General features: G+C 45.1%; 10 protein-coding genes. 4 read left to right on the top strand and 6 right to left on the bottom strand.

Annotation, left to right across the window (positions count from 1 at the left end):
• Positions 1-245: 245 nt before the first annotated feature.
• From CKK33_RS11290 to CKK33_RS11275, 4 genes are read right to left on the bottom strand one after another with little or no spacing between them, the layout of a single operon-like run.
• Positions 246-791: a DUF4199 domain-containing protein gene (locus tag CKK33_RS11290; RefSeq protein WP_095704206.1), complete on the bottom strand. Its 546-nt coding sequence runs from the start codon at positions 789-791 to the stop codon at positions 246-248.
• Positions 792-799: 8 nt separating this feature from the next.
• Positions 800-1468: a hypothetical protein gene (locus tag CKK33_RS11285; protein WP_095704205.1), complete on the bottom strand. Its 669-nt coding sequence runs from the start codon at positions 1466-1468 to the stop codon at positions 800-802.
• Positions 1469-1479: 11 nt separating this feature from the next.
• On the bottom strand, positions 1480-2736 hold the full coding sequence (locus CKK33_RS11280; protein ID WP_095704204.1) for a dihydroorotase family protein: 1257 nt from the start codon (positions 2734-2736) through the stop codon (positions 1480-1482).
• A gap of 21 nt (positions 2737-2757) precedes the next feature.
• Positions 2758-4815, bottom strand: a complete 2058-nt coding sequence (locus tag CKK33_RS11275; RefSeq protein WP_095704203.1) for a BatA domain-containing protein — start codon at positions 4813-4815, stop codon at positions 2758-2760.
• 141 nt (positions 4816-4956) lie between these two features.
• On the opposite strand from CKK33_RS11275, the gene CKK33_RS11270 reads away from it, so the two are divergent.
• Both CKK33_RS11270 and CKK33_RS11265 read left to right on the top strand, forming a co-directional pair.
• Positions 4957-5607 (top strand): OmpA family protein, encoded by a 651-nt coding sequence (locus CKK33_RS11270; protein ID WP_095704202.1) that lies wholly within the window; start codon positions 4957-4959, stop codon positions 5605-5607.
• Between the two features lie 21 nt (positions 5608-5628).
• The gene (locus tag CKK33_RS11265) at positions 5629-6090 is read left to right on the top strand and encodes a PRC-barrel domain-containing protein (protein ID WP_095704201.1); all 462 of its coding nucleotides are present in this window, start codon (positions 5629-5631) and stop codon (positions 6088-6090) included.
• Positions 6091-6092: 2 nt separating this feature from the next.
• Here the strand turns inward: CKK33_RS11265 and CKK33_RS11260 are convergent, their stop codons facing one another.
• Positions 6093-8258 (bottom strand): FUSC family membrane protein, encoded by a 2166-nt coding sequence (locus CKK33_RS11260; protein WP_095704200.1) that lies wholly within the window; start codon positions 8256-8258, stop codon positions 6093-6095.
• 188 nt (positions 8259-8446) lie between these two features.
• Between CKK33_RS11260 and CKK33_RS11255 the strand changes: the two genes are divergently transcribed.
• Positions 8447-11020 carry a phosphoenolpyruvate carboxylase gene (locus CKK33_RS11255; protein WP_095704199.1) on the top strand — a complete coding sequence of 858 codons (2574 nt, stop codon included), beginning with the start codon at positions 8447-8449 and terminating at the stop codon, positions 11018-11020.
• A gap of 74 nt (positions 11021-11094) precedes the next feature.
• Positions 11095-11619 (top strand): DUF4142 domain-containing protein, encoded by a 525-nt coding sequence (locus tag CKK33_RS11250; protein WP_095704198.1) that lies wholly within the window; start codon positions 11095-11097, stop codon positions 11617-11619.
• Here CKK33_RS11250 and CKK33_RS11245 read toward each other — a convergent pair.
• The gene (locus CKK33_RS11245; RefSeq protein WP_095704197.1) at positions 11611-12813 is read right to left on the bottom strand and encodes a DUF763 domain-containing protein; all 1203 of its coding nucleotides are present in this window, start codon (positions 12811-12813) and stop codon (positions 11611-11613) included. The two genes, CKK33_RS11250 and CKK33_RS11245, sit on opposite strands and share 9 nt — an antisense overlap.
• Between the last annotated feature and the right edge of the window lie 48 nt (positions 12814-12861).

Here is a 12861-nt window from a genome sequence, read left to right as displayed (position 1 = left end):
TTATAAGCCTGCCCATTGGGCAGGCTTTTTTGTTTAGTAATGCTTATACAGATATCGGTCATTATTATTTCGCCATTGAGGGTAGCGATTAATGGTTAAAGGCACATCAATGGTCGTTTTCCTCGTTTGCAATAATGCTTTGTTGAAAGGTTTGCGCTGCAGCGCAGAATAACAAGTTGCTCGGGTAGTTAGTGGCAATAAAAAAGCCGCTTTACAGAAGCGGCTTTCCAATTATAAAGTTCGTTTTAAACTGTTTGATCTGCACGAGGTTCATCCGGTATATCGTAAACAGAAGGTTCTCGTTTTAAAATGGCGGCACCTACAAGGCTTACGATAGAGCCAAATATTAAACTACTTATAGCTGTGGCAACAGCCCCAAGCATTGGGCCAAGCTTTTTACCCATCTCTATAGCCTTATCTATCTGTTCTTGCGACAAACCTTTTTCAGCCATTTGTGCTTCCTGCTGCTCCATGCTTTTTGTTAACATTTCTGGACTAAGGAACTGCAAATAAATATAGATAAATATGCCCAGTAACAGCCCACTGAAAAGCGCATACCTGAAACCGGTATTAAATGCTTTACCAAAAGTGATAAAGCCGCCCAGTTGGTCTTTAAATTCTTTTTGCGCTAAAAAGCAAAAAGCAATGAAAGGTATATAAGCTACATACTTAACAGGAGATTCTGCAATATCTAAATACTGAAAAGTATAGGTGATGACAATTGATACCACTACATAGATCAACGCCCATTTAGTAGCAATTTTGGTTGGGTTAGGTGCAAGGTTTTCCATTGTGTTTTTTATTTAAAACTAAGCAATATTTCCAACACCGCCATATCAAAAGGCTGATTAACCGCGTTGTCGGCTATTTCCTGTTTATCGCTTGTTGTTGGGCTGGTATTCTGGAAAAACGCCATGATAGGATAAAACAGCTCCTTTACTTCTGAATCCTCGGGCACACTACCTGCAACTTTTTTTACTTCGCTAAGCGGGCTTTCTACCAATATCTGGTTTGCTATAATGGGTTCATAAATGCGGTGCTCATCCTGAAACTCGTCCTCATCAACCAGTAAAAACTCTTTCAGATAATCTTCCAGTTCGGGTTCTATATCCTCATCGTCGCACTCGTTCAGGTAGAGCAGCAGGTTAAGTAGCTCTGTACCACGGTCAAGTGTTTGCTCCTCAATATCTTCCCACTCTGGTGTTTCCAGGTAATCGTCTTCCAGTTTTTTAACATCCTCGCTAAAGAAATTGATCATCAACAGATCAAAGAATGGCTCACGCAGTTCTTCCAGTCGTGGATTGTCGTCAAAAACTTTGTCGAGCAGGTCAACTTTGGTCATAAAGTCGGCTTCCGCCGAAAAAACGGCTTCAAAATCCGGTTTAGCGGCTTCCGTACCTGCGGAATTATATTGGTTAAATGCCTGTAAAGCAGCTGTAATGGCTTTGCTTACCTTTGGGTCCGTCATAAAATTGAGGTTTAAAATTTTGCTATTTTATTGTTATTGATGGATAACAATACTTTGCCCTTTAGGTTCTGCCCTAAAAACGGCGAATTGTAACTTTTCGAGCGGTTATTTTGCTTATTGTATTCCCATTCCGACCGGGCATCAAATACGATGAGGTTGGCATTAGCGCCATGCTCAATTGCGGCGGTATCGGCGGTAAGTATGCGCCTCGGGTTTACCGACATTTTTTCAATGATCATTTCCGGGCTCAATCCGGCAGATAATGCAACGGGTAATGCGGTTTGCAGGCCGATCATGCCGTATTCGGCTACTTCAAACTCTACGGCCTTAAATTCTACCTCATGCGGGGTATGCTGTGTAACTATGGCGTCAATGGTGCCATCTTTTACGCCCGCTATTAAAGCGTCAACATCCTTTTGGGTACGCAATGGGGGTTTCACTTTGTAATGGCTGTCAAAATCCATTAAAGCCTCATCTGTTAATACAAGGTTGTGCAGGGCAACATCGCAGGTTACATTAACGCCTTTGCGTTTAGCTTCGCGTATCAGCTCAATCGCGTGGGCTGTTGATATGGTAGTAAAGTGTATAGCTGCCCCAGTGTCTTCGGCCAGGTAAAGGTCGCGTGCTATCATCAGTTCTTCGGCAAGGGCTGGTATACCCTTCATGCCGAGCATGGTACTTACCACGCCTTCGTTCATTTTCGCTTTACCCGCTATGGAAATATCTTCGGGATATGAGATCACCCTGGCGCCAAAGTTCTGCACATATAACATGGCGCGCTCCATCAGCCCGGCATCTTGTACAGGGCGGTTACCATCGGTAAAGGCTTTGGCGCCGCTCTTGTACATATCGTACATTTCGGCCATATCCTTTCCTTCGCGTTTGTGTGAAATGGTACCCAGCGGATAAATATCTACCAGGTTATTTTTGGCCCTATTAAGCAGGTACTCCACCTCGGCTTTAGAATGTACGGGCGGTTGTGTGTTGGGCATTAAGGCTATCCCGGTAAAGCCACCGGCTGCTGCTGCCGCGGTTCCGGTTTCCAGGTCTTCCTTGGTTTCTAACCCTAATTCACCAATATTGCAGTTGAGATCAAACAAGCCGGGAGAAACATGGTAGCCTTCAGCATCAAATATCTCTATGTCTTCGCCATCTATATCAGCGGCAATTTCCTGTATAATACCATCCTTAATTAAAATATCGGCAACCTTGTTGTTGAATGACGAGGCAGGGTCTGTAACGGTAGCTGATTTAATGAGTAAATTCATTAGCTGCTGTTTTATGAAGGGTTAGCTGATATGGTCAGGGTCAGGAAAGTGTGGTTTGTTGACTTTAAAGTATCTCACCAGCAAAATTTCTGTCGCCATAAATATCAGCGCCAAAATTATACAAAGTTTCCATAATTGCAGTCCCCAATTTGCAATGCTGTTTATTCTGTTAATATTTAGCTTGTCTGCTTCGGTTGTGCTTGCGTTGCCCGGCACCTCCCGGGCAAGCGCTGAATTATCCAGATACCTCAGGTCAGATTCGCTGTTGCTGTTATTGAACGCCAGTACGGCGGCCAGGTTATCCTGCTGTATTAAACGGTATGCTCCGGCATGCAGCAACTGGCCCGGCAAATAAAGCACACTGCTTCCATCCTGCTGCCTTACTTCTGGGATAATGGTTTCTTTTCCGTTGCTCAGTTTTACAATTGATTTTTCTGATGAACGCAGTGGCACAGTCTCCATAGCTGCATTTCGTTCCGTTGAATAAAACAATGGCCCATCATGCCCGCTCAGGAGCGCTATGCGCAGCATAATGGGTACAAACAAGCCATGAACAGGCAGGTTACTAAACTCCTCGTTTAATGGCACGGCAGATGTATAAACCCTTCCCCTGCCTGATGTGGTAACCTGCAGCATATCCGTTCCTGATTGCAGGCGGATGAGGTATTCACTTCTGCTATTTCCGGGCTCCATATGGTAATATTTATTAGCAAAGGGCAGATCGGGGTTTTGAGGGGCTGCCTCGAACATGTTACTGAATACCGGGTTTTGGAGGTTAATAGCCGAAGCTTTGGTTTTAGCACTTATAAGTTTAGAAGGATACGCAGCGCCCAATGGTTGCAATAATGCCTGATAGCTGCCTGCATCAGCCATAGTGGAAGGAAATATCATTAAGTTACCACCGTTTTGCACATACGCCCTTAGCTGCTGGGCTAAGCCCGTACTTATGTTTTTTACATCGCTCAATACCACCAGCGGATAGCTATTTAATGAAGTATAATCTACACTACCATAGGCAACCGTGCTGGGCTTAAAAAAACCATCGGTACTAAAAACGGCATTCAGGTACTTGTTGGCGGTATCGGCATGCACCAGTAATACCGGCAACTGGTCGGTAACATTAAAGGCGAAATAAAAATGATTGTCAAACACTACCGGGTTATCCTGTAACTCAATTACTCCACTTTGCCAGCCTGCATCAAGGCCCGAGAAGGTAAGCGTATCATTTTGTACAGTGCGCTCTTTTACGCTAAAGCTGCCTACCGCTTTCTGTTTGCCGTTAATGCTTAATGATAAGGGTACCTTAACGGCAGGCTTATCCGCATAGTTATGCAGCTTTACCACCAGGCGCTCGGTTTCGCCGGGCCGATGTTTGGCCGACAGGAACCAAACACTATCTACCGCCATGTTAGGGAACGAGCCCGGTGTTATCCTTACCAGGTTAACGCGCATATGAGTTGCTTCTGAGGGCTTGGCGGCGGCCATATTTTGCTGAAAGTCTGACAGGATATAGCTGTGTGCCGGTATGCCAGCCTGCATGTTTAATAATTGCTGCTGCCTGCTGATGATCTCTGTTAGGGTGCGGTGGCGTGGGCTTGCCTTAATGGTATCAACCGCGTCATTAAATTCGCTCAGGCTGAGCAGGCGCTGATGCCGGCCCTCAAAATCATTGGTCAGTATTTGGAAGCGATCATTTATTCCGTAAGCGCCTGCTATTTGTCGGGCGCGTTCTTTTGCCTGGCCAAGCAGCGTACCTTCTTTATTGATGGTTTGCATACTGTAGCTGTTGTCTACAAAAATGCTTACCACCTGTTGTTTACCTGCTGCGGAGGCATCTTTACCCGGTATATAAGGTTGCGCGAATGCCAGTACCAGGAAGCCTATCATCAGCAGGCGTGATAGTAAAATGAGCCTTTCGCGAAGGTTGCGCCTGCCTGCCTGCTGCAGTTCAACCTCCTGTAAGAACTGTACATTAGTAAAATATACCTTTTTATACCTCCTGAAACTAAACAGGTGGATAATTAATGGTATGGCCAATGCCGATAACGCCCATAAAAAAGCCGGATACAAAAAGTGCATTAAACAAATGTGCGAATTAATGCGCACTGCGGCCAATAATTTTATTGCTAACAAGCGTTGCAATTAATGTCTGGCGGTATGCCGTAACAGGGTTTGATAGTTTGGCGTGGTTTATGCTTAGCTGCTAATAAAATTAAGGATATGGCACAATTAGATGTACAGCCTAAAAAGCATAGTTCAACCTGGCTGTGGATAATATTTTTCATATTAGCTGTTGGGGCAGCTGTATTGTTGTATAACGGATGTAACAGGACTTCGCCTTTGAGGGTAGACGCTACTGATACCACTGCGCACGACAGCACTAAAAAGGATAGCAACGTAATTGTAACCACCCAGCCCGACTGGAATAAGATAGACCTGAATATTCCCAAAGAACAATATGATGAAATCACCGATACGGCTATTATTGTAAAAGGTAACGATCAGTATACCATCTATAGCCTGGGCGAGAACATTCTTTTTAAGAAGGGCCAAAGCACATTGCAGCCTTCATCAGAAGTTACCTTAAAGCAAGTAGCTTCTTCACTCATTAAGCGCTATAAAGACGCTAACATAGGTGTTTACGGGCATACCGATTCTGTAGGCAACACAGCCACCAATAAGGCATTGGGCGAAGCGAGGGCAAAGGCTGTAAAAGAATGGCTGAATAAAAAAGGCGGCCTACCTGACGACCAGGTATCGGTACATTCGCTTGGGGAGCAACAACCCGTGGCACCCAACAGCACAGAAAGCGGACGGGCGCTTAACCGCAGCGTTGAAATTGTTGCCTTCCCTAATAAGGCAGCACAGTAGTTTACTTTAATACATACCAAAATGGATTTTGCAGATAACAGCGCCGACTACGGCCTCCTTGAAGAATTAAGCGAGAGCGATTTTGAAATAGTTGACAGCCAACCCAACGTTATGGGCTGGGATGTTTTAGATACCCACCAAAACAAAGTGGGCGAAGTTTACGACCTCTTATTTAACGCCGATACAAGAAAAGTACGCTACATTATACTGGATATGGAAAGCAACAATGCCGGGCTTGATGATGGTCGGGTAATAGTCCCGATAGATATTGCAGTTTTTGACCTGGACAAAGACGTAGTTAAATTGCCGGGTATAAGTACCACCACGCTGGAATATTTGCCGCTTTACGAACGTGGACGCGAGATCAATAAAGATACAGACGATACTATAAGGCGTGCTTTAGACATTCCGGAACGCGACGCTCCTATCCCACCCGGTTCACTACACGTGGCACAAACCAAATTTTACGCCAAGAAGGACTAATATCAGGTTAGTACAGCTTCGGTAACCTTGGCTATATCCACGGAGATCTTGTTGATAAAGCCGAGTTGCTCTTTCATCAGCTTCTCATCGGCGTTTAGTGGCACTTGCGGGGCTTCAGGTTTTGTAGCAGGATTTAACTTGATGTTATCTTCGGGTGGTTGACTGCTCACAACTTCGGCGCTTAATTTCCTTTGGGTGTCTCTAAGGGTAGCAATACTGCGTTTTACCAGTTTTTGCATATCGGCATGAGTATTTTTAGGGCGATTAAGTACCAAAGCCGATGCAATATTAGCCGCGTAAGAAGCCAGGATGTGGTTCAGTACCACAAATTTATGCAGGTCTTTAATATTACGCTGCTTACTCTTAGGCTCCGACGTCATACGCTCAAATACGGCAGATAAGTTGGCCGAGCTCACATATACATCCTTACGGGCCAATTTATATTCGGTTAAGGTAACTTCAATGCCCGAGAGGCTGTCTGATATTTTACGCAGGTAATTCAAATTGGCGGTAATAGCCATCTTAAGGCTATCGCTCACCTGTTGAAATTCCCATGTAGGGAAGATAAGATAACTGGCTAAAAATGCAATGCCCGAACCTATTATCGTATCAATAATTCGTTCCTGCGCCACATCTAATATGCCCACCCCCAAAAACTTGAACAATAATAGCACATAAGGCGTCATGAGGATAACGGATACAATGTAGTTGAGCCTCGAAAAGCTGTAAGTACCTATCATTAAAACCACCAGTATAACAAACTGGGCCGTTTTATCGGGTATCAGGTTCAGTATCAGCACCCCGATCACGCCACCGGCAATGGTACCGATCAAACGCTGGTAGTTGCGTTGTTTTGAAAGGCTGAAACCCGGTTTCAGGATCACGATAATGGTGAGCAGCACCCAGTAGCTATGCCCGCCCAGTGAGAAATTCTTGGCCGTTATAAAACCAACCAAACACACCAGCGCTACCCGCAGGGCATGTTTAAAAGCGCCCGATTTTAGCGTAAGGTTATCGGTAAATATATGGGGGGCAAAGTCAAGCTGGGCTACAAATTTGGAGTATTCAACACCCGGCTTACTCTGTACCAGCCCGTCAGAAGCTTTGGAATGATAATACTTATAAATATTGCCGATACGACCCACAAGATCGCGCAGGTTAATTAATATCTTTTTTAGTACCAGGTTGCTGGTTTCTTTTTCATCGGCACCTACTTCATCAATCTTTACCTTTAACCTTTCCAGTTGCAGGTCGAGGTTACTTAGTTTTTGAGGCCTGGTGTTGGCCAGCACCGCATAGCCGATGTTGTCCAGATCATCCGCTACGATGTGCAGAAACCGGTTGATGTCAGTCAATATGCCGGTGTGTTCAAATTTCTCGCGGATATAAGCATAATCATAGTGGGTAGCCATGATCTGCTCAAACATATCAACCAGGTCATTAAAGGTAAGCACCAGTATGCGGCTTGCCGGGGTCGATTCTTTTACCAGCATGCGGCTTTTAAACAGTATTTCACGCACCGCGTCCTGGTGGTTGCTCACCTGTATCTGTGATAGTACCAGCTTTTTGTAGTTCTCGTCTATATCTGTTCTGGTATCATAAAAATCTGCCTTAATGCGCAGAAAGTTGGCAATATCGGCTACGTTTTCTCCCAATGTTTGCTGAGCGGCGCGGTAAGGCCTTATCCCGAAAAATATAATGGCGAACAGCATGTACCATATACCACCCGCCAGTAGCGTAAGGCTAAACCCGGGTACCTCCTCCGGCGGTAAATGCTTGTCCATCATAAATATCATGATGAGCAGAGACGATGTACCTACTGATGCTGCCCGGTTACCATAAACCGTAAGCATGGAGAACAGGAAAGCGAAAATGGTAATTTCAATAGCCAGGGCAACCACATTCATGCGCGCGTAACCCGTTGTAAGGGCTACCAATAACAACAACAGGTTGCCAATGGCCATACCATTGCGCTTGTGTGTAAGCGGGCCGGGAGTGTCAATAGTGCAAATACAAAGCGCTCCTAAAGAGAGGGTTAACCCGGTATCAAAATCACCCAGTTCCATCATTACCAGTGTAGGGATAAGTATCCCCATGGTCATGCGCAGGCCATCAGAAAAATATTGGCTGTAAAAAAAGCTTTTTATTTCGCGCTGTTGGCTCTTCATGGATATTTTGTTGGGCTGGATATTTGTGATGCAAAACTAAACAAATATTTTGCCGCTAAGTTTATACTAATCATTATCGCATTAAATTGACCTTATTATTAATAATTTAATACTTTATGACGTATTTTGATTTTAGATAATTAAATTCACGCCGTTATATACCAATTTCACCTGTTAAAAATTACCGTATGCCATCAACCTTAAGGCTAAGCCAAAAAGAAACTGTATTTAACCATGAGGTGGTTAAACGTTTTGAGCTGTACAACAGTTTATTTCAAACGCTTCCGTTTTACCAGGTAAAGGAGATAGGGATATTGCTGCCCTTTTTTAGCTCACATTGTGAAAAAGGAGCCGCCGAACAGCTATCCCCGGTGGAGATCATCGAATCATTTTTTAAAAAATATGTCCCCGGTATTGATCATCGCGAAGAGCTGAACCGGTTATTCAGGTTTATACAATATATTGAACGCCAGGTGGTATTGTTTGATGCTATTGAAGATTCGCTATTTAACAAGGTCGGCCGCGGAGATGATACCGGTACATTGCAAAGCCTCATACAGCAGGCCTCGCAAAGCGAGGAGGCGCGTGCCCGCATCAGCAAACAATTACAGGATTTTTCGCTCAGGCTGGTATTAACCGCTCACCCTACACAGTTTTACCCGGGAAGCGTGCTGGGTATTATGACCGATCTTATTGAGGCGCTTAAAGCCAACGATATATCCACCATTGATGTGTTACTGCAGCAGTTAGGTAAAACGCCATTCTTCAACAAAACATCGCCTACCCCCGTGGATGAGGCTGCCAGCCTGGTATGGTTCCTCGAAAATATTTTCTACAACGCGTTATCGTCAATACAATCAAAATTAGAGGATGAATTTGATATTGAGGGGAATGCCAACGTACTGGAGCTGGGTTTCTGGCCGGGTGGCGACAGGGATGGTAACCCTAATGTGACCACCGAAACTACGCGTTCGGTATCGTCTATGCTGCGGCAGATCATCTACAGGTGTTATTACCGCGATTTCAGGAACCTGAAACGCCGCATCACTTTCCGTGGCTTTACGGATACCATTGCCCTCCTGGAGAGTTTGCTGTATGATAATGCTTTTAACCCACAGGAGAATCCAAAGGATTTGCAGCCCGAGCTACTGAAAACTCTTCGCGATATGCGCGAAACACTGGTAAAAGAACATGATGGTTTGTTTGTGAGCGTAGTAGATAACCTGATACAAAAGGTGAAGCTTTTCGGTAGTTACTTCGCCACGCTTGATATCAGGCAGGATAGCCGCGTATTGCGTAACGTGTTTAAGTATACTACAGAAAAAGTATATACCGGCGTACCCAAAAATTACGAAGAAATGGATGAGGCGGCTAAAATTAAGAGCTTGCCATTTAACCAGGCCGATTTTAAATGCCCCGAAACGGCTGAGCCCCTCATACGCGATACGCTGGACACCATCAGGCTGGTAAAACAGATACAACACAGTAATGGTGAAAAAGGCTGTCAGCGTTTTATTATCAGCAATTGCCAGCAGGCATCAGATATTCTACAGCTCATCGCCCTGTTTTTATGGAGCGGCTGGGAAAAGGATAAGCTGAGTATTGATTTTATGCCATTGTTTGAGACCGTTAATGATCTTAAACATGCCAGTGAGGTGATGGAGCGCCTGTACACCCACCCTTTCTACAAGGCTCACCTTAAAAAGCGCGGAAACAAGCAAACCATTATGCTGGGCTTTAGCGACAGTACCAAGGATGGCGGCTACCTGATGGCTAACTGGAGCATATATAAGGCCAAAGTTGAACTTACCGCTATGGCACGTAAGCACGGTATACAACTGGCATTTTTTGATGGCCGTGGTGGCCCGCCTGCCCGCGGCGGTGGTAAAACGCACCGCTTTTATGCTTCTATGGGCAAGGAGATAGCGAATGATCATATCCAGTTGACTATACAGGGGCAAACGGTAAGTTCGCAATATGGCTCTGTTGAAACCGCCCGTTTTAATACAGAACAACTCATTAGCGCGGGCGTAACATCTGCCCTGCACCCCAACCATTTTGACCTGCTTGATGAAAAGCATAAATCGCTTATTTCCAACATGGCCGAAAGCAGCCATAAACTATTTATGGAGCTGCGCGAGCATCCCCTATTTATGGATTACCTGGAAAAATTTAGTCCGCTGAAGCTGTTATCCCAGATCAATATCAGCAGCAGGCCAACTAAACGTAACCCGGGAGCTAAACTAAAACTGGAAGATCTCCGGGCTATCAGCTTTGTAACATCCTGGAGCCAGCTTAAACAAAATATTCCGGGTTTTTACGGTGTGGGTACCGCGTTAAAGCAAATGAAAGAAAGCGGACATTGGGACGAAGTGCAGGAGTTATACCACCGCTCGGGCTTTTTTAAGACCATGCTGGATAACTGTATGATGTCTATGTCTAAATCAGATTTCAGGGTTACCGCCTACATGGCTAATGATAAAAAGTTCAGCAAATTCTGGAAGGGCCTTAAAGCCGAATACGAATTAACGCGTGACATGTTGCTGCAACTCACCGGTACAAACGTGCTGATGGAAGAATACCCTGTTGACAGGCGTTCCATTGCCGTACGCGAACGTATTGTGCTGCCATTGGTAATTATACAGCACTACGCGCTCCTGCGCCTGAATGAAATAGACGACGAGGAATTAATAGGTGTTTACAACAAACTGGTGATACGCACGGTTTACGGTATTGTGAATGCCGGCCGTAACCTGGCTTAGCATAAAAGTATTTGTAAAGGTATCAAACTCATAGTGCCAAATTTTGTTAGATAGTTATAAGTTAAGATAGCTATATGAGAAGATTTGGCGCTGTGTTACTGCTTGTAGCGTTTTTAGAGATACTGGCTTGTAATAACCGGAAAGGTAAAAACTACAATAAAAGTATTGATGCTGACGCGGTAAGTTTTGTGCAAGCGGCCAATGAAGACGCTATGGCAGAAGTCAAGTTATCGCAGCTTGCACTGCAAAAAACCGGCGATACGGCGATCATTAGTATGGCCAAGGCGATTCTTGATCACCACAACAGCGCCGGTGCCGACATAAAAAAGCTTGCCGATAAATACCACATCACGTTAAGTGATCAACTGAGTACTATTCATCAGCAATCATTACAAAGCCTTGAGAAAATGCCAAAAGGCGAAGGTTTTGATAAGGCTTACGCGCAGGTAATGGTCAACGATCATGAGAAAGCTATAGCCTTGTTTAAGAACGCCATCAATAACACCAGCGGAGATATTCAGGATTTCGCTGAGGAAACGCTACCCAAGCTCGAAGCGCATTTTAAAGTAGCCAATACCATTTGCACCGATCTAAAATAATTTAAGCTGCTGGTTATGCGGCGGTTTTTCTTTGCCGAACACCGTACGGCCGCCATAACGCCATGATTGTTTTCTTTCTTCCTCAATCACATGCTCAAAATTAGCGTTGGGGGTAAAATCCTTTTCTGCTGCTTGGGCAATATCTGTAAGCCGTTTAATAGCCTCATTCTTTTCCGTATGCCCGAGTTTAGCTTTTTGTATGGCGTTTTGCAGCGTGCCTATGGTTTCATCATAAACTTTGGTGGGTACCGGGAACGGATGCCCGTCTTTACCGCCATGCGCGAAGGAGAACCTTGCCGGGTCCTTAAATCGTGATGGCGTACCATGTATTACTTCGCTTACCAGCGCCAGCGACTGCAAGGTGCGCGGGCCCAGGCCTTGCAGCATCAGCAGATCTTCAAAGTCCTGAGGTTGTTTTTCATGAGCCAGCCACAATACGGCGCCAAGCCTTTTCAGGTCTACATCTTTAGCCCGTACATCGTGGTGACCGGGCATAACCAGTTGGCGGATCTCTTTAAGCATCAGTTCGGGCTTTTCGGCCGCTATCTGCATAACTCCCTTACGTGAGCTGCCGGCTTGTTTATCGGCCATGTTCAGTATATAGCCCTCATTCCTGCCGTAAATGCAGGTATGCGGGTCTTCTACAAAAGAAGTTAATTGCTCAGAATGCCAGTGGTACCTGCGTGCCGTACGGCTGGCATCGCTCATACCCTGCTGTACAACAGCCCATTTACCAGTATCACTTAAAATAAAATTATGTGTGTATAACTGAAAGCCATCCTGTATGGCGGTATTATCTACCTTAGCGCTTAGCTTGCTGCATTTCACCAATTCATCGCCATTTAGGCCGGTAAGGTTACAAACGTTTAAAAGTTCAGCGGGTGTCCTGGTAGAGTGTTTGCCTTTGCCGCCGCAAATATAGATACCCAGTTCGCGACTGCGCGGATTTATGGCCCTTTTTAAAGCACCCATAACGGACGTAGTAACGCCTGATGAATGCCAGTCCATACCCATTACGGCACCGAGACTTTGAAACCAGAAAGGGTCGCTCAAACGCCTGATTACCTCATCCTTCCCATAATCAAGTACAATACTTTCTACTACGGCAAGCCCCAGTTTGGCCATGCGTTCGGCAAGCCAAAGCGGAACATAACCGTAGTGTAGAGGCAGGTCGGCACTTCCCGAACGTTTCATGAATATTTAACTTTTAATTGCGGCAGATGGTATTTGTTAAATACTAAT

This window comes from Mucilaginibacter sp. MD40 (assembly GCF_002288635.1).
In the GTDB taxonomy this organism is placed as follows: Bacteria; Bacteroidota; Bacteroidia; order Sphingobacteriales; family Sphingobacteriaceae; genus Mucilaginibacter.
The sequence above is the reverse complement of the archived record's forward strand: the minus strand, read 5'-3'. Positions and strand labels throughout refer to the sequence as shown.

Excerpts from the sequence above, each read along its gene's own strand:
- CKK33_RS11280 (WP_095704204.1), bottom strand. The coding sequence starts at position 2,736 with ATGAATTTACTCATTAAATCAGCTACCGTTACAGACCCTGCCTCGTCA.
- CKK33_RS11290 (WP_095704206.1), bottom strand. The coding sequence starts at position 791 with ATGGAAAACCTTGCACCTAACCCAACCAAAATTGCTACTAAATGGGCG.
- CKK33_RS11285 (WP_095704205.1), bottom strand. The coding sequence starts at position 1,468 with ATGACGGACCCAAAGGTAAGCAAAGCCATTACAGCTGCTTTACAGGCA.
- CKK33_RS11250 (WP_095704198.1), top strand. The coding sequence starts at position 11,095 with ATGAGAAGATTTGGCGCTGTGTTACTGCTTGTAGCGTTTTTAGAGATA.
- CKK33_RS11275 (WP_095704203.1), bottom strand. The coding sequence starts at position 4,815 with ATGCACTTTTTGTATCCGGCTTTTTTATGGGCGTTATCGGCATTGGCC.
- CKK33_RS11255 (WP_095704199.1), top strand. The coding sequence starts at position 8,447 with ATGCCATCAACCTTAAGGCTAAGCCAAAAAGAAACTGTATTTAACCAT.
- CKK33_RS11265 (WP_095704201.1), top strand. The coding sequence starts at position 5,629 with ATGGATTTTGCAGATAACAGCGCCGACTACGGCCTCCTTGAAGAATTA.
- CKK33_RS11270 (WP_095704202.1), top strand. The coding sequence starts at position 4,957 with ATGGCACAATTAGATGTACAGCCTAAAAAGCATAGTTCAACCTGGCTG.
- CKK33_RS11260 (WP_095704200.1), bottom strand. The coding sequence starts at position 8,258 with ATGAAGAGCCAACAGCGCGAAATAAAAAGCTTTTTTTACAGCCAATAT.
- CKK33_RS11245 (WP_095704197.1), bottom strand. The coding sequence starts at position 12,813 with ATGAAACGTTCGGGAAGTGCCGACCTGCCTCTACACTACGGTTATGTT.